General features: G+C 59.1%; 13 protein-coding genes. 6 read left to right on the plus strand and 7 right to left on the minus strand.

What is annotated here, in order from left to right; genetic code table 11:
• Window positions 1-73 precede the first annotated feature (73 nt).
• Window positions 74-1,045 (minus strand): LysR substrate-binding domain-containing protein, encoded by a 972-nt coding sequence (locus tag RBB47_RS26845; RefSeq protein WP_305988998.1) that lies wholly within the window; start codon window positions 1,043-1,045, stop codon window positions 74-76.
• 149 nt (window positions 1,046-1,194) lie between these two features.
• On the opposite strand from RBB47_RS26845, the gene chvE reads away from it, so the two are divergent.
• From chvE to RBB47_RS26875, 6 genes are all read left to right on the plus strand, one after another.
• A complete protein-coding gene (chvE, locus tag RBB47_RS26850) occupies window positions 1,195-2,265 on the plus strand; it encodes a multiple monosaccharide ABC transporter substrate-binding protein (protein WP_305988999.1) in 1,071 nt (356 codons plus the stop codon).
• A gap of 73 nt (window positions 2,266-2,338) precedes the next feature.
• A complete protein-coding gene (gene mmsA, locus RBB47_RS26855) occupies window positions 2,339-3,853 on the plus strand; it encodes a multiple monosaccharide ABC transporter ATP-binding protein (protein WP_305989000.1) in 1,515 nt (504 codons plus the stop codon).
• A gap of 9 nt (window positions 3,854-3,862) precedes the next feature.
• Complete coding sequence (gene mmsB / locus RBB47_RS26860; protein ID WP_305989001.1) at window positions 3,863-5,116, plus strand: multiple monosaccharide ABC transporter permease; 1,254 nt, start codon at window positions 3,863-3,865, stop codon at window positions 5,114-5,116.
• Window positions 5,117-5,120: 4 nt separating this feature from the next.
• A complete protein-coding gene (araD1, locus tag RBB47_RS26865) occupies window positions 5,121-6,116 on the plus strand; it encodes an AraD1 family protein (protein WP_305989002.1) in 996 nt (331 codons plus the stop codon).
• A 4-nt stretch (window positions 6,117-6,120) separates the two neighbouring features.
• Entirely contained in the window at window positions 6,121-7,863 is a 1,743-nt protein-coding gene (araD, locus tag RBB47_RS26870) for an L-arabinonate dehydratase (RefSeq protein ID WP_305989003.1), read from the plus strand.
• Window positions 7,863-8,786 carry a Gfo/Idh/MocA family protein gene (locus RBB47_RS26875; RefSeq protein WP_305989004.1) on the plus strand — a complete coding sequence of 308 codons (924 nt, stop codon included), beginning with the start codon at window positions 7,863-7,865 and terminating at the stop codon, window positions 8,784-8,786. The genes araD and RBB47_RS26875 overlap by 1 nt, the downstream gene beginning before the upstream one ends.
• Before the next feature lie 46 nt (window positions 8,787-8,832).
• Here RBB47_RS26875 and RBB47_RS26880 read toward each other — a convergent pair whose 3' ends face one another.
• Genes RBB47_RS26880 through RBB47_RS26905 form a run of 6 tightly spaced genes read right to left on the minus strand, consistent with a single transcriptional unit; the run spans window position 8,833 to window position 15,990 of the window.
• Complete coding sequence (locus RBB47_RS26880; protein ID WP_371932865.1) at window positions 8,833-10,203, minus strand: FAD-dependent oxidoreductase; 1,371 nt, start codon at window positions 10,201-10,203, stop codon at window positions 8,833-8,835.
• On the minus strand, window positions 10,193-11,059 hold the full coding sequence (locus RBB47_RS26885) for an oxaloacetate decarboxylase (protein WP_305989006.1): 867 nt from the start codon (window positions 11,057-11,059) through the stop codon (window positions 10,193-10,195). The genes RBB47_RS26880 and RBB47_RS26885 overlap by 11 nt, the downstream gene beginning before the upstream one ends.
• On the minus strand, window positions 11,056-11,676 hold the full coding sequence (locus RBB47_RS26890; RefSeq protein WP_305989007.1) for a cysteine hydrolase family protein: 621 nt from the start codon (window positions 11,674-11,676) through the stop codon (window positions 11,056-11,058). The genes RBB47_RS26885 and RBB47_RS26890 overlap by 4 nt, the downstream gene beginning before the upstream one ends.
• Entirely contained in the window at window positions 11,673-13,736 is a 2,064-nt protein-coding gene (locus tag RBB47_RS26895; RefSeq protein WP_305989008.1) for a hydantoinase/oxoprolinase family protein, read from the minus strand. The genes RBB47_RS26890 and RBB47_RS26895 overlap by 4 nt, the downstream gene beginning before the upstream one ends.
• Window positions 13,733-15,427 carry a hydantoinase B/oxoprolinase family protein gene (locus RBB47_RS26900; protein ID WP_305989009.1) on the minus strand — a complete coding sequence of 565 codons (1,695 nt, stop codon included), beginning with the start codon at window positions 15,425-15,427 and terminating at the stop codon, window positions 13,733-13,735. Before RBB47_RS26900 ends, RBB47_RS26895 begins: the two co-directional genes overlap by 4 nt.
• Window positions 15,424-15,990: a nuclear transport factor 2 family protein gene (locus RBB47_RS26905; RefSeq protein WP_305989010.1), complete on the minus strand. Its 567-nt coding sequence runs from the start codon at window positions 15,988-15,990 to the stop codon at window positions 15,424-15,426. Before RBB47_RS26905 ends, RBB47_RS26900 begins: the two co-directional genes overlap by 4 nt.
• Between the last annotated feature and the right edge of the window lie 94 nt (window positions 15,991-16,084).

Consider the following 16,084-nt stretch of genomic DNA (forward strand, 5'->3'; position numbering starts at 1 on the left):
TAGAACCGCCAGCCTCAGGCAGCCCGGTGTCCAGACCCGCGAATGAAGCCAAGAACTAGCTTGGGGCACTTATTTATAACGTCAAATCTCTTTTGTTGCGCGGGGTGGCCTCAACCGTCTTCAGAATTTCCTGCGCGACGATTTGAGCGACAGGTGTGAGTGTCTGCCCGCGGCGCGTCAGGAATGAATACGTCTCAACAGAAAGCGGGAGGTCTGTCTCCAAAATGACAATTGTTCCGGGAGACTCGTCAGGAAGCGCCGCAAAGCTGTCCGCGACGGATCGCGCAACCGGACCGATCGCGTTGGTGCGCTGGATTGTGGCAAGCGTGAAAAGAAAAGACGATGTCGTCAGAATTTTGGAAGGCAGTGACAATCCTTGATCTCTCAGAGCCTTCTCGGCCGTTGTCCGGATTGGCGCGCTCACCGGCGGAAACACCCAGTCGAAATCCAGTAGCGATGCAGCAGGTATTGGAGCGGATTTGCGGATCAGGGGATGATCCAACCGGGCAACCATGCACGCGGGCTCGCGACGCAATGGGCGTTCATCAAAGAGATCCGGGTCCGCCGTCAGCGGAACCCGGCTCAGCGTAAAGTCTAGCCGCCCGTCCTCAAGCATTGGCGCCAGCGTGGTACTTGGCCCGATCTCAACCGAAACGGAAATCTCCGGATAACTCAGACGGATGTGCCGAATGGCAGGCAAAACATATTCTACTGCCGGACCCGTGACCGAGCCGATATTCACGTGCCCTCTTTGACCCGAGATGTGATGTTCAATGTCCAGTGCGGCGTCGGTCAATTCCTGCAGCACCCGCACACAACGCTCGCCAAGCATCCGGCCGACATCGGTCAACTCTATTCCACGTCCGCTGCGGACGTAGATATCGGCGTCTGCGACATGTTCGATTTCCGCCATGAGACGAGACGCCGCCGGCTGCGTGATGCCCAGGGCATTCGCTGCGTCTGTCAATCGGCTTTGTCGGCTGAGTTCCGCAAGCAATCTCAAATGCGAAATCTTCATTCCGCGCCGTAACAGATCGAACGCCAAGTCGCCTCCTCAAAGATTCATACCTTTTTCGGTAAGTATTGATAGCAAAGAATAATTTGACGGTCATGTTTCTTTTCGCATGCTGGACCCCGGCACGCATTGTGCCCACACAATTTACGGTCGGTATTGTGCTGACCAGGGAGGAACACATGAATTTCTTTTCCAAAGCGTTGGTCGCGCTTGCAGCGACAGCGACAGCAACACTGATGTCCGGCGTGTCTTTTGCCGCAGACAAGGGATCCGTCGGCATCGCCATGCCGACCAAGTCCTCTGCCCGCTGGATCTCCGACGGAAACTCCATGGTCGAACAGTTCACAGCCGCCGGCTATTCAACCGACCTGCAATACGCAGAAGACGATATTCCCAATCAGCTGGCACAGATTGAAAACATGATCACCAAGGGCGTGGATGTCCTGGTGATTGCGGCAATTGACGGAACCACGCTTTCCAACGCGCTGGAAAACGCGGCGGCATCCGGGATCAAGGTCATTGCTTACGACCGGTTGATCCGTGACAGCGCCAATGTCGACTACTACGCGACGTTCGACAATTTCAAGGTCGGTGTCCAGCAAGCGACTGCGCTGGTCAATGGCTTGAAAGAACGCTTTGGTGACGGTCCCTACAATGTCGAACTCTTCGGCGGCTCGCCGGACGACAACAACGCCTATTTCTTCTATGATGGCGCGATGTCCGTGCTGCAGCCTCTCATCGATGCAGGCACGGTCAATATTGTATCCGGCCAGATGGGCATGGACACGGTTGGAACGCTTCGCTGGGACGGGGCCGTTGCCCAGGCCCGCATGGATAATCTCCTGTCGGCCCACTACACCGACAAACAGCTCCACGGTGCACTCAGCCCCTATGACGGCCTTTCCATCGGCATCCTGTCGTCACTGAAAGGCGTCGGCTACGGATCCGGCGACCAAAAGATGCCGATCGTTTCCGGACAGGATGCTGAAATCCCGTCTGTGAAGTCCATTCTTGCCGGCGAGCAACATTCGACCGTGTTCAAGGATACACGCGAACTTGCACGTGTGACGGTCGGCATGGTCGAAGCCATCCTCAACGACGGCGAACCTGAAATCAACGACACCAAGACCTACGACAACGGTGTCAAAGTGGTTCCGTCCTATTTGCTGGAACCAGTCGCGGTCGATGCTTCCAACTGGGAAGATGTCCTCATCGGCAGCGGTTACTACACGGCTGATCAAGTCAAGTAAGTCTGGTCCGGCAAAAGACCCGCCCCCAACACTATAGTTGCGGGCGGGTTTTGAAATATGGAGATCGGAGCAGATGGCACTCCTGTCCATGCAAAACATCAGCAAGACCTTTCCGGGCGTCAAAGCGCTTGATCAGGTCAATCTGGATGTTCAGCAGGGTGAAATTCACGCCGTCGTTGGCGAGAACGGCGCGGGCAAATCCACACTCATGAAAATACTGTCCGGCGTTTATCCGCACGGAACCTATGAAGGAAAAATTCAATTCGATGGCGTGCCGGCACAGTTCGCCAGCATTTCAGACAGCGAGCGCCAGGGGATCATCATCATTCACCAGGAACTGGCCCTAGTTCCGCAACTTTCTATCGCAGAGAACATCTTCCTCGGCAACGAGCGCGCCAAAAGCGGTGTGATCGACTGGCGCGAGACCAACCGCCGTACGGAGGAGCTTCTCGCAAAGGTCGGACTGTCCGAAGCACCCTCCACGCTCGTGGACAATATCGGCGTCGGCAAACAACAACTTGTGGAGATTGCCAAAGCCCTCTCCAAACAGGTGAAGCTGCTTATTTTGGATGAGCCGACTGCGGCCTTGCAGGAGAACGACAGCCGGAAACTTCTGGACCTGATGCTCGAGCTCAAGGCACAGGGCGTCACCAGCATCATCATCTCGCACAAACTCAACGAAGTCCGGTATGTCGCCGACACGGTTACCGTCATTCGAGACGGCATGACCGTTTCCCGTCTGGACGCCAAGGCAGGCTTGAGCGAAGACGAGATCGTTCGCGATATGGTGGGCCGGGAAATGACCCACCGTTTCCCGGAGCACCAACGCAGTCCCGGAAAGGTCCTTCTCGACGTCAGAAACTGGAATGTCTGGCATCCGGAGCACACCGAGCGCCAGGTCATCCGAGACGCTTCGTTCGCGGTTCGCGCTGGTGAGGTTGTCGGGATTGCCGGCCTCATGGGATCCGGACGCACGGAACTCGCGATGTCCATATTCGGCAGGTCCTACGGCCGGAACATCTCAGGTTCGGTGAAACTGAATGACAACGAAATCGACGTCAGCACCGTCGACAAAGCCATCAATGCCGGCATCTCCTATGTGACCGAAGACCGCAAAACGCTTGGCCTCGTGCTCGATGAAACCATCCGGTTCAACACCACGCTGGCAAACCTGGAAGACGTGTCGTCAGGGTCGGTCCTGAAACGGAACGAGGAAACCAGGGTCGCCGAAAGGTTCCGCGAGGCCCTGGCAATCCGGACGCCGTCGGTGTTCCAGAAAACCATGAACCTTTCCGGGGGCAATCAGCAAAAGGTCGTTCTGGCGAAATGGCTCTTCACTGAACCCGAAGTCCTGATCCTCGATGAGCCCACAAGAGGCATCGACGTCGGTGCCAAGTACGAGATCTACACCATCATCAATGACCTGGCCCGCCAGGGCAAAGGTGTTGTCATGATCTCATCCGAAATGCCGGAACTGCTCGGAATGTGCGACCGGATTTACGTCATGAACGAAGGCGCTCTCGTCGGTGAACTGAATGCCGAAGACGCCAGCCAGGAGCGCATCATGTCGCTCATAGTCAACGAATAGAGTTTCAATATGGACTTGGCACAAAGTGATACCAATCCGACTGCACAGGTAAAGACCAAGAGCATCGGTCAATATCTGTCGTCGCACTTGAGGCAGTACGGCCTCCTGTTCGCGCTCATAGCGGTGATGGCGTTTTTTCAGATCGTAACGGACGGAACGCTGCTGCGCGCCGTCAACGTCACCAATCTGCTCCTGCAAAACTCCTACATCATCATCATGGCCCTTGGCATGCTGATCGTGATCGTTTCCGGGAACATTGATCTATCGGTCGGCTCGGTCATGGGCTTCATCGGCGCCCTGGCCGCGGTCATGATCGTCAACATGGATCAGTCGGTTCCGCTCACCATTGTCTCGTGTCTCGTTGTCGGCGGTCTGATCGGAGCAGCACAAGGCTATTGGGTCGCCTACTGGAAAATCCCATCCTTCATCGTCACGCTGGCCGGAATGCTGGTCTTCAGGGGCCTGTCGCTCTGGCTGCTGGAAGGGCAGTCCGTCGGGCCCTTCCCGAAAGAATTCCAGATCCTCGCAACTGGTTTTGTGCCGGACATCTTTCCCGTAAGCTGGGGCGACTCCCTGGCCAATATGCTTGAGATCCGGCGCGTGAAGCACGTCAACATGCTGGCACTGTTCACCGGAGTTGCGGCAGCGGCAACAATGGTTTGGATCGGCCTGCGTCAGCGGGCACAAAACCGGCTCTACGGCATCGACGACGAACCGAAAATCTTCTTCATTGCGCGGAATGTCATCGTCGCTGCAGCGCTCATATTCGTCATGTACAAACTGTCCCTGTTCCGCGGACTGCCCAACGTGTTGATCACGATGGGCGTACTGACAATCATCTACGCCTTTATAACCGAAACAACCACGGTCGGCCGGCGCATCTATGCGCTCGGCGGCAACGAAAAGGCTGCCAAACTGTCGGGTATCAAGACTGAGCGGCTGACCTTCCTTGCCTTCACCAACATGGGCGTTCTGGCGGCCGCGGCAGGCCTTGTCTTTGCCGCCCGTCTGAACACGGCGACCCCGAAAGCCGGTTTTGCACTGGAGCTCGACGTCATCGCTGCTGTCTTCATCGGCGGGGCGTCCATGTCCGGCGGTGTCGGCACCATCATCGGCGCTGTCGTCGGTGCATTCCTGATGGGCGTTTTGAACAACGGGATGTCAATCATGGGGATCGGCATCGATTACCAGCAGATGATCAAGGGGCTCGTCCTGCTCGCCGCCGTCATTTTCGACGTCTACAACAAGAACAAGCAGGGATAGTCAGATGTTGCTCTCTCAGATTCTGGATCCGGAAGGAAACCGCGCCGTGGTCGCACGCAACGGCAGCGAAGCGGGTGTCCTCAAAGGGGTCTCATCGACCTATCAACTCGTCATGGATGCCATCGCGAGCGGTCAAAGCCTTGCTGAACGTATCCGCAATCACGAACTGGGGCCTGCTGTCGACCTTGAGAAGCTGGCCGACGAAGGTCGCCTGCTCCTGCCGATCCAACACCCTGACCCGGCGCACATGCATTTGACGGGAACAGGACTGACCCATCTCGGGTCGGCGGCAACGCGGGACGCCATGCACGCAAAGACAGAGACCGACGAGACCAAACTCACCGATTCCATGAAGATGTTCCGCATGGGCCTGGAGAACGGCAAGCCTGCCAATGGCCACCCCGGTGTGCAGCCCGAGTGGTTCTACAAGGGCAACGGAACCACCGCGGTCGCACCCGGCGGCGATCTGGTCAGCCCGGGCTTTTGCGACGATGGCGGCGAGGAGCCCGAGGTCGCCGGTATCTATGTCATCGGACCGGACGGAACGCCGCACCGTGTCGGGTTTGCGCTTGCGAACGAGTTTTCCGATCACGTCATGGAGCGGCAAAACTATCTCTACCTGGCCCATTCGAAGCTGCGCCCGGCGTCCTTCGGGCCGGAACTGCGCGTCGGAGACCTGCCGGACCACGTCGCCGGGACCAGCCGAATTATCCGTGACGGTGACGTTTTGTGGGAAAAGCCCTTCCTGTCAGGTGAAAGCAACATGTCTCACAATCTGGCCAATCTGGAGCATCATCACTTCAAGTACGGCCTCTTCTGCCAACCGGGCGATGTGCATGTGCATATGTTCGGAACGGCGACGCTTTCCTTTGCCGATGGCATTTCCTGCAAGCATGGGGACGTGGTTGAAATCGCCGCAACCAGTTTCGGTGTTCCGTTGAAAAATCGCCTGACCTTTGAGGCAAAGGACGCCAGCATGACGTCGGTCCGGGTCTTGTAGCACGATGGCCTTCAGACCCGCAGAATGGCCCCGGAAACTGAGATCGGCGGAGTGGTTCGGCGGCGACAGCCGGGACAACATCTACCATCGCAGCTGGATGAAGAACCAGGGTTTGCCGGACGATCTGTTCGACGGGCGCCCGGTCATCGGCATCTGCAATACATGGTCACAGCTTACACCCTGCAATGCCCATCTGCGGGACCTCGCCGAACGCGTCAAACACGGCATATACGAAGCTGGCGGGTTTCCGGTCGAGTTTCCGGTCTTTTCGACGGGCGAGAGCACATTGCGGCCGACAGCGATGATGTTCCGCAACCTTGCCAGCATGGATGTCGAGGAAGCCATTCGCGGAACACCACTGGACGGCGTCGTTTTGCTGGTTGGGTGTGACAAGACGACCCCGTCGCTGCTGATGGGAGCTGCATCCGTCGATTTGCCGGCGATCGTAGTCTCTGGCGGACCCATGCTGAACGGCTGGTTTCACGGCGAACGTGTCGGTTCGGGTACGCATCTTTGGAAGTTTTCCGAAGCGGTCAAAGCCGGCAAAATGACCCGCGAAGAGTTTCTGGAAGCCGAGGTTTCCATGAGCCGGTCACCCGGCAGCTGCAACACCATGGGCACGGCGTCCACAATGGCCTCGATGGCGGAAGCTCTCGGGATGGCGCTTTCCGGAAATGCCGCCATTCCCGCAGTGGACAGCCGGCGGCGGGTTATGGCGCATCTGTCGGGCCGGCGTATCGTCCAGATGGTGAAGGACGATCTGAAACCGTCGGATATCCTGACCCGGGAAGCCTTTGAGAACGCGATCCGAACCAATGGTGCGATTGGCGGATCGACCAACGCCGTCATTCATCTGCTTGCAATTGCCGGCCGCGCCGATATCGATCTCACGCTTGATGACTGGGACCGGCTTGGCCGCGACATCCCGACGATCGTCAATCTGATGCCGTCCGGGAAATACCTGATGGAGGAGTTTTTCTACGCAGGCGGCCTCCCCGTCGTGATCAGGCACCTCGGCGAAGCCGGTTTGTTAAACAAGGAGGCCATCACGGTCTCTGGCGAGACAGTCTGGGATCAGGTGAAGACTGTCACGAACTGGAACGACGACGTTATCCTGCCCGTTGACAGAGCACTGACCGATCAGGGCGGCATAGCCGTTCTCAAGGGTAACCTGTCTCCGAACGGTGCCGTCCTGAAGCCCTCAGCTGCGTCTCCGCATCTGTTGAAACACCGCGGCCGCGCGGTCGTCTTTGAAGACATTGACGACTACAAGCTCAGGATCAACGATGAAGATCTCGACATTGACGAGACCTGCATCATGGTGCTCAAGAATTGCGGACCCAAAGGATATCCCGGGCTCTCGGAAGTCGGCAATATGGGCTTGCCCCCGAAAGTCCTGCGCAAGGGCATCACCGACATGATCCGTATTTCCGACGCGAGAATGTCGGGCACGGCGTATGGGACGGTTATTCTACACACGGCACCTGAAGCTGCGGCGGGCGGACCCCTGGCAGTCGTTCGTACAGGTGACCTGATTGAACTGGATGTTCCAAATCGCAGTCTTCACCTGGAGATTTCCGACGAGGAGCTGCAACAACGGCTGAAGGCCTGGGTGCCTCGTCACACTGTGCCGGAAAGCGGCTACGCCCGCCTCTTTCACGATCACGTTCAGGGTGCGGACACAGGGGCTGATTTCGACTTTCTCATTGGCTGCCGCGGGTCGGCGGTACCGAAGGATTCACACTGATGGCTGAAAAACTGGCGCTGGTCGGCATTGGCAAGATTGCCCGCGACCAGCACATTCCGGCAATATCCGGAAATCCCGACTGGTCACTGGAGGCGACTGTCAGCAGGCATGCATCGGTCGACGGGATTGCCGCCTATCAAACGCTTGGTTCACTTTTGGCAGAGCGTCCGGACATTTCGACGATCTCGCTCGCAATTCCGCCCCAGCCCCGATTTGACTATGCGAAAGCAGCCCTTGCGGCCGGTAAACATGTCATGCTCGAAAAACCGCCCGGTCAAAGCCTGGCGGAGTGTTTTGCCCTCGAAACGCTCGCGAGAAACATGGGCGTCTCGATCTTTGCAACGTGGCATTCCCGGTTCGCGGATTGTGTGCCCGACCTCAAGAGCTGGCTGGCGCCTCGCGACCTCAAACGACTTCGCATTGTCTGGAAAGAGGACGTTCGGCATTGGCATCCCGGTCAGGAATGGATCTGGGAACCGGGCGGCATGGGTGTTTTCGATCCCGGGATCAATGCCCTGTCGATCATGACCGAGATCCTGCCTCACGGCGTCCACGTCAGCGAGGCGACGCTCGAATATCCGGAAAACCGGGCAACCCCGATCGCCGCAGAACTCAGATTCGCCGACCCGACCGGAGCCGATGTGTCGGCCGTCTTCGATTGGCGGCAGGAAGGTCTGCAGACTTGGGATATTGAAATCGAAACCGCAGACGGAAACGCCCGCTTGTCGCTGGGAGGAGAAAAGCTCGAGATCAACGGCGAGCTGATCAAAGAAGGCTCCAACAACGAATATCCAAACCTTTATGCAAAGATGTTCGATCTGGTTCGCAACCGGGACCGTGATATGGATTTATCACCCTTCATCCATGTCTGTGACGCTCTTTCTCTCGGCCGCAGACTTATCACCGCCCCGTTCCACTATTAGGGTCTTTGCCGGGCGAACGGCTTTCCGGTGTTTGGGGGCAAACCTTCTAATTCACCGGTGTTTCGCCAGCGAGCTTTCCCAACACCACCGCGCTCAAGAGGCCGTTTCCGGAGAGATATCCGCTGTCCCTGCTGCCGGAAACACCACAGGCAGCGCCCCCGCAGGCAAAAAGATTGGGAAACATCGTGCCGTCGGTCCGATAGACCCGCGCAGCTTCTCCCGTTCGGAGCCCGCCCTGGGTGTGAAAGAGGGCCCCGGTGACACGGACACCGAAAAAGGGTGCGTGAAGACCAGGGCCGTTGAAGATACGGCCGAACGCGTCAGCACCATCCGTTGGAATGGCCTGCATGGTCTCCAGAAAAGGGGCCGCGGGAAGTCCGAATTCTGCCGCAAGACCGTCAAGCGTTTCTGAAGTCTTGATGGCTCCGGCAGCTTCTGCCTGCTTGAAATCTTCAAATTGCCGGGCAATGCCGGCAATCCGGCCGTCGAAGATCGCATAGGCTTCTGAATTTGGCTGGGCGAGCACCGCGCGCGCTGCTTCCGAATAGCCCTTGGTCTCGTTCCAGAAACGCTGCCCCTCACAATTGACCTGGACACCGCCCTCCATGATCACCGCCCAAGTGATCAGAATGCCATGGGGATGGGCGACATTGCCGTGCCCCTGATAAGCGTTCAGTTGGCGCAGATCTGCGCCAATTTCCCGACCCCAGAGCAGCGCCTCGCCTCGGTTGCCGTCATGACCGAACCAGAGACCGTTTTCAATCTCGGGCATGAGCTGATGCACCAGGTCGCGATTACCGCCAAAGCCGTTGCAGGCCAGAACAAGCTTGTCGCAACCGATCGTCTCAACGCCGCCGTCAGGACGCGTGACCGCAACACCCGATATCCGACCGTTTTCCAGATATAGGCGATGGGCGCGGCGTTCACAGACGATATCAATCCCGGCGGCCTCGCAGGTTGCCCGCAACCTGTCGATCAGTTCCGCGCCCGAGCGTGTCGGCAGACCATGCATGCGCCTTTGGCTGTGGCCCGGATAATCAAAATTGGTGACCACGGAAAACGGCAGCCCAAATGCATCTGTCAGCCAGTCGATCACCGGACCGGAGGCTTGCGCCAGGCGGTCGACCAGCGCTTGTTCATTCTCACCGTCAGCCTTTGCCTGGATGTCGTCCGCAAACTGTGCCGCAGTATCTTCGATACCGGCAGCCGCCTGGGCCATTGTTCCGGCGGCCGGGATCAGTCCGGCGGAAAGGGCCGTTGAGCCTTGCGGCACCGGATCGGCCTCTATCACCAGCACCGATTGTCGGGCCTCCTGGGCTGCGAGCGCGGCCACAAGTCCGCCTGCACCGGCCCCGATGATCAGGGTTTCGCACGTCAGATCGACGGATTCAGGAGCCTCGGTGACGTCAGGTTTCATTGCGGTCATAGGCAACGCCCTTGGCGAGCATTTCCGCCGTGCCGATCACACCGTTCAGACCGCCGAAATCAAACATTCTGTCTGCAAAGGGCCGGTTGCTGCCATGCTGGTGGAGGCTCTGGTAATAGTCCTGCGCAGTGCGCGCGAGCGCGCGGACTATGCCGCCCGGGAAAATGACGATGGAGTAGCCCTGCTCTTCCAGATCCTCAGCACCGGTTATTGGCGTCGCGCCACCTTCGACCATATTGGCCAGGAGCGGAATGCGGCCCTCAAAACGACGGGCAATATCTGACAACTGTTCCCGGGATTGCGGCGCTTCGATAAAGAGCACGTCGGCGCCTGCCTCCAGATAGGTTTCGGCACGGTCAAGCGCCGCCTGATAGTCTTCGACCGCAATGGCATCCGTACGCGCGATGATCAGGGTTTCGGCAGAGCTGCGCGCATCGGCCATTGCGCGGACCTTGCCAGCCATTTCCTCCACCGGGATCAGCGACTTGTCCGAAAGGTGACCGCACCGCTTGGGATAGGTCTGGTCCTCCACCTGAAGTGCTGACGCCCCGGCCCGCTCATATTGGCGCATCGTGCGCTGTGCATTGAGCGCGTTGCCGAAGCCTGTGTCCGCGTCGATGATGACCGGCAACTCAGTGCGGTCGGCAATCAGCGACATGGTGTCGGCCATCTCCGTCACAGCCGTCAGGCCGATATCGGGCCGCCCAAGGCGGGTATAAGCAACCGCAGCTCCACTCAGATAAAGAGCTTCAAACCCTGCCGCGGTCGCCAACGACGCGGTCAGACCGTCATAGACGCCTGGTGCGATCAGGATGTTTTTTTCTTGAAGGCGTTGTTTCAGGCTCATGATTTTGCCTCCAGCCAGGTCAGCACGTCCTGGCAGCTCATTTCGTGGGTCACGGTTGCCAGCGACAGAAGTGTTGCCTCATGGACGTCTGCTTTGAAGGCGGCGCTGCCATCGGTCAGCAGGACCGTTTCAATGTTGCGCAAATGCGCGTCCCGCAATGTGGAGGCCACACCGCCATTGGTCACGATGCCGCCGACGATCAGATTGTCGATGCCGACTGCGCGCATGATGTATTCAAGCCGTGTCTGGTAAAAAGCCGAGTACGCCACCTTTTCGACCACGAAATCAGCCGGATAGAGCGCGTCGACCAGCGTGTTGCCGAAGCTGCCCGGCGCGAAGTCTCCCTTGCCCAGAAAAGGGCGCAGCTTTTTGAGATGCGGCGCGATCAACGGCTCACCCCTGGCATCGGGAACAAGCGTGAACTGCGCCGAAATGTAATAGCCGCCGTGCTCGCGCAAGGCTGCGACCAGCGGCACAATGCGCTCAGGCAGAACGGCAATGCTGTCAGCGGTCTGTCCGGCGCGGCCGTAAGCCCCTTCCGGATGGATGAAGTCGTTTTGCAGATCGATCGTCAGGAGTGCTGTCCTGGACAGGTCCCAAGTGTTCGGCTCGCTCATGACTGCTCCTTGGAAGGTTCGATGATCGTGTTGCCAAAGGTGTCGACACGCGCCTGCAGGTCCGGTTCGACAAGCACCGTCGTGTCCGGTTGTTCCAGGATGGCGGGTCCTTGAATGACGGCTCCCACGGGAAGCGCCAGACGGTCGTAGATTGCAGTCTCGTACCAGTCTGCACCAAAATGAACATTGCGGGTTGTTCTGGGCACCGGCGCGCCCTCGCCCGTTGGCGCCAGGGCCCGCAAATCGAATTTTGGCCGGAGCCCGGTTACCGCGCTGCGCAGGTTCAAGATGCGCCGCACGCCGTTTTCCAGCAGCCTGCCGAAGGTCGTTTCATAAGCCGCATCGAACGCGGCTTCGATCTCCGCTTTTGTGGGGGGCAGGACGCTGTTCTGCTCGGTGCGGACGCTCAGCGGCACGGAAACCGTGTGCGTCTGACCGACATAAGCCATGTCCAGTTCAAAGCTCAGCACCCGGCTCTCAAAGCGTGTTCGAGCCGCATCGAGCATTGCAAGACCCTGATTCACATGGGCCTGCATGAAAGCGGCCAGCGCGGTCACATCCAGTTGGCCCACCAGCGAATTGATCGTCTGGACAAAGTCCTGGCGCATATCGGCAATGACGCAGCCCATCGCAGAGGTGACGCCGGGATAGCGCGGGACGATAGCCCGGGCGATACCGACATCCTTCAGCATCGCGCCGGCGTGAAGGGCGCCGCCGCCGCCAAAGGGCATGAAGGCAAAACGTTTCGGGTCAAAACCCCGTTCGATACTTACCAGGCGGATCGCCCCGGCCATCCGGGAATTGGCCACCCGCAGGATGGCCTCTGCGGCCTGAACAGTGTCCAGAGAGAGCGAGCGCCCGACATGCAGATCGATGGCCTCGGAAGCAGCCGCCACATCGAGCCTTTCAAGCTTTCCGCCAATCGGGTTGTCCGGATCGATACGGCCAAGGACGACATTGGCATCCGTCACGGTCGGGCGGGTGTTCCCCAATCCGTAGGCAACGGGTCCAGGATTCGATCCGGCGCTCTCCGGGCCGATGTTCAGCAACCCGCCCTTGTCGACCCAGGCAATGGACCCGCCGCCCGCGCCAATCGTCGTGATTTCGATCATGGGCGTGCGCACCACCATGCCGAAATCGATTGCCGTTTGAGGAGAGAGCATCGAGTGGCCGTCCGAGATCAGAGAGACATCGAAGCTCGTGCCGCCCATGTCCCCGGTGATCACGTTGTCGAACCCCGCTGAGGAGGCAATGTAACCGGCAGCGATCACCCCAGCCGCAGGCCCTGATAGCGCCGTCCTCACGGGCAAACGGCAAGCGGTATCAACCGCCATGACGCCGCCATTGGACTGCACGATCATGAATTCACCGTCGAAACCGCCCGATGTCAGGGCGCGCTCAAGCCGGTCCAGGTACCCGGAGACTTCCGGCTGCAGATAGGCGTTGAGCGCAGTCGTTGAAAACCGTTCGAATTCCCGGATTTCCGGCAGGATTTCAGACGACGCGGACACATGGGGGCTTTGCCAGATCTCGCGGACGGCCGCGACGGCCGCTGCCTCGTTTTCCGGATTGGCATAGGCATTGGCAAAGAGGATTGCGACCGCGTCGCAGCCCTGCGCCTGAAGCAGTCTCGCCGCCGCGCGTACTGCCTCGAGATCGACCGGTGTCCGGATCGTGCCATCAGCAAGCGTGCGCTCCGGCACTTCCAGCCGGTTCCGACGATCGACAACCGGTTCAAAATCGCCTCGAAGGCCCCAGGTTCTTGGCCGGTCCCGGCGACGCATTTCGAGAACGTCGCGCAGGCCCTCGGTGCAGATGACACCTGTTGTCGCGCCCTTGCGCTCCAAAAGCGCATTGGTGCCCGCGGTCGTGCCATGAACCACAACGGATATCTCCGAAAGGTCGGTGACCCGCTGCGAAATCCCGTCGAGAAATCCGCCCGACTGGTCCGGGCGCGTGGTCGGTACCTTTGCGACGGACGCCGTGCCGTCCGTCTCGTTCAGAACGAATATGTCGGTAAACGTGCCGCCGACATCGACGCCAATCATGCGCGTGCTCATGGAGACACCTCCCGCCACGCCGGGCCATAGAGCTGGTCGGCTGCCTCCGCATCAACGAGCCCGCGGGCCACATCGCGCGCGACTTCGACGGCGGATCGGTCTTGTGCCTTGCCATAGCCGCCACCACCGGGGGTCTCCAAACGCACCGCCTGGCCCTGCTGCAGTTTGATGCCGCGCATCTTCGAAGCGAGTGGCGGTGTCTTCCATCCGTCGTCCTGTTCGAAGGAGAACCGGTTGAGTGCGCCGTCCTGGCCGTCTGCGATGCCCTTTGGCGCAAAGCGTCCGCGTTCGCCGAACAAGAAGGCCTCCGCCCCGTTTTCTTCCAGAACCTCGATCTCGTAGACAGCGCCCATGCCGCCGCGATGCTTGCCGGCCCCGGCGCTGTCCGGGCGCAGCGCCCACGTGCGGAACATCACCGGATAGGCGGCTTCCAGAATCTCCATCGGCGGGATCGTCGCCGTTGAGATGGGCGCGTTGCCGTGATTGAGGCCATCGCCTTCAGGAGAGCCACCGTGCCCACCACCGTAGAAACTGAACATGACCCAGGGCCTGCCGTCGCTGCGCTTGCCCGCGATCGAGAGCGCATTGATGGTTCCATAGGCATTGGCGACAACGCGCTCCGGGGCTGCCTTTGCAAAGGCTGAGAAGATGACGTCGATCATGCGCAGGATGGTTTCCGTGTACCCGCCCGTCGGGCTTGGAAACTCTGCCGCCAGGAGGGAGCCTTCCGGAACTTCAACGGCAATCGGACGCATCACACCGGCATTGGCCGGCAGATCGGGGAAGATGTGCTTGATCGCGACATAGGCCGTTGCGACCGTGGTCGGCAGCGCAATGTTCACCGGACCGGCGCATTGCGGGGCTGATCCGGCAAAATTGAGGGTCATGCTGTCGCCCTTGATCTCCAGCGCGACCCGGATGGCGAGCGGTTCGTCGGTGATGCCGTCATTGTCGAGATAGTCTTCCGCCTCCCAGCGCCCGTCCGGCAAATCGCCGAGCTCGGCTCTCATCAACGCTTCGGCACGGTGTCCAAGCGCATCAAGCGCCGAGCGCACCGTCACCGTGCCGTATTCGTCCAGGAGTTCATCCATGCGCCTGATACCGAGATCAAGCGCACCGAGCTGGCCATTCAGATCGCCCCGTGCGGATTGGGGCAGACGCGTATTGCGCAAGAGAATGTCAATGATGTCCTGGTTGATCACGCCTGCGCGCGCCAGCCTGACCGGCGGCAGCACGAATGCTTCCTGAAAGACTTCCGTCGCTGCCGGATTGTAGTTGCCCGGCACCGCTCCACCGACGTCATGCCAATGGCCGACCGAGGCGAGATAACAAAAAAGCTCACCGTCCCGGAAATAGGGCCGGACGAGGCGCATGTCGGAAAGATGCGTGCCACCGATATGGGCGTCATTGAAAATGAAGATGTCACCGTCGGCCAGATCCCCGTCTGCGGCAGCCTTTTCTATCACCGCCTTGACCGCGAATGACATCACACCGACGAAAATCGGCAGACCCGACTTGCCCTGGACCAGAGTGTCGCCACTGCCGGCGTGGTAAAGCCCATGGCTGGCATCATGTGCTTCGGCGATGATCGGATTGAATGCTGCCCGAAACAACGTGGCGTCCATTTCGTCCGCAATCTGTTCCATGCGGCCGGATAGGACCGACAGGGTAATGGGATCAATCTCGCTCATGCAGTTGCCTTCACCTCCGCAAGATCGTTCCAGACGTCCTGGCGCGTGATCCTACCGTTTTCGATTTCAAACCTGTCGACAAAACGAATGCCGTCAAAACCGGTGCCATCGGGCCACTCGCCAGAAAGTGTGCCGCGGCAATAGACGATGGCCGCCGGGCCGGGGTCCTGCATGACGTCGACCCCCTGATACGCCTTTTTGACAAAGCGGTAGCGGGGCTCGGCCCAGGCGATCAGTTCTTCCAGCTTGTGCATTGGGGAGGTGCCCGGAAACTGCATGACAAACCCTTCGCCCAAGAGCGCACGTGCTCCCTCGAGATCCCGCCTTTCCATGGCGCCCAGAAAGTCCTTCACGATCCTGACTGGATCCTTTTGGGCAGGAGCACCCGAACGCTGAATTCCACCGCGTGAGTAATTGGCAGGTTCCATTTCGTGGATCATAACCGTGATGGCTTCGGGCGCAGCAGGCACCACGAGGCGGACGGCATCCGTCAGGCCCTGATGCAGCCGGCGCTTGTCTTCGGCCCCATATCCCTGCAGCAGATGCAGTTCAACGATTGGCATACTGCTCTCCCAAATTTGTATCTTTTATAATACAGATTCATATATGTTGTTAATACAGAAAAAGACAAATTTATCGGACAGAAGCTTGATCTTT

Source organism: Roseibium sp. MMSF_3544 (genome assembly GCF_030732845.1).
Taxonomy (GTDB): domain Bacteria; phylum Pseudomonadota; class Alphaproteobacteria; order Rhizobiales; family Stappiaceae; genus Roseibium.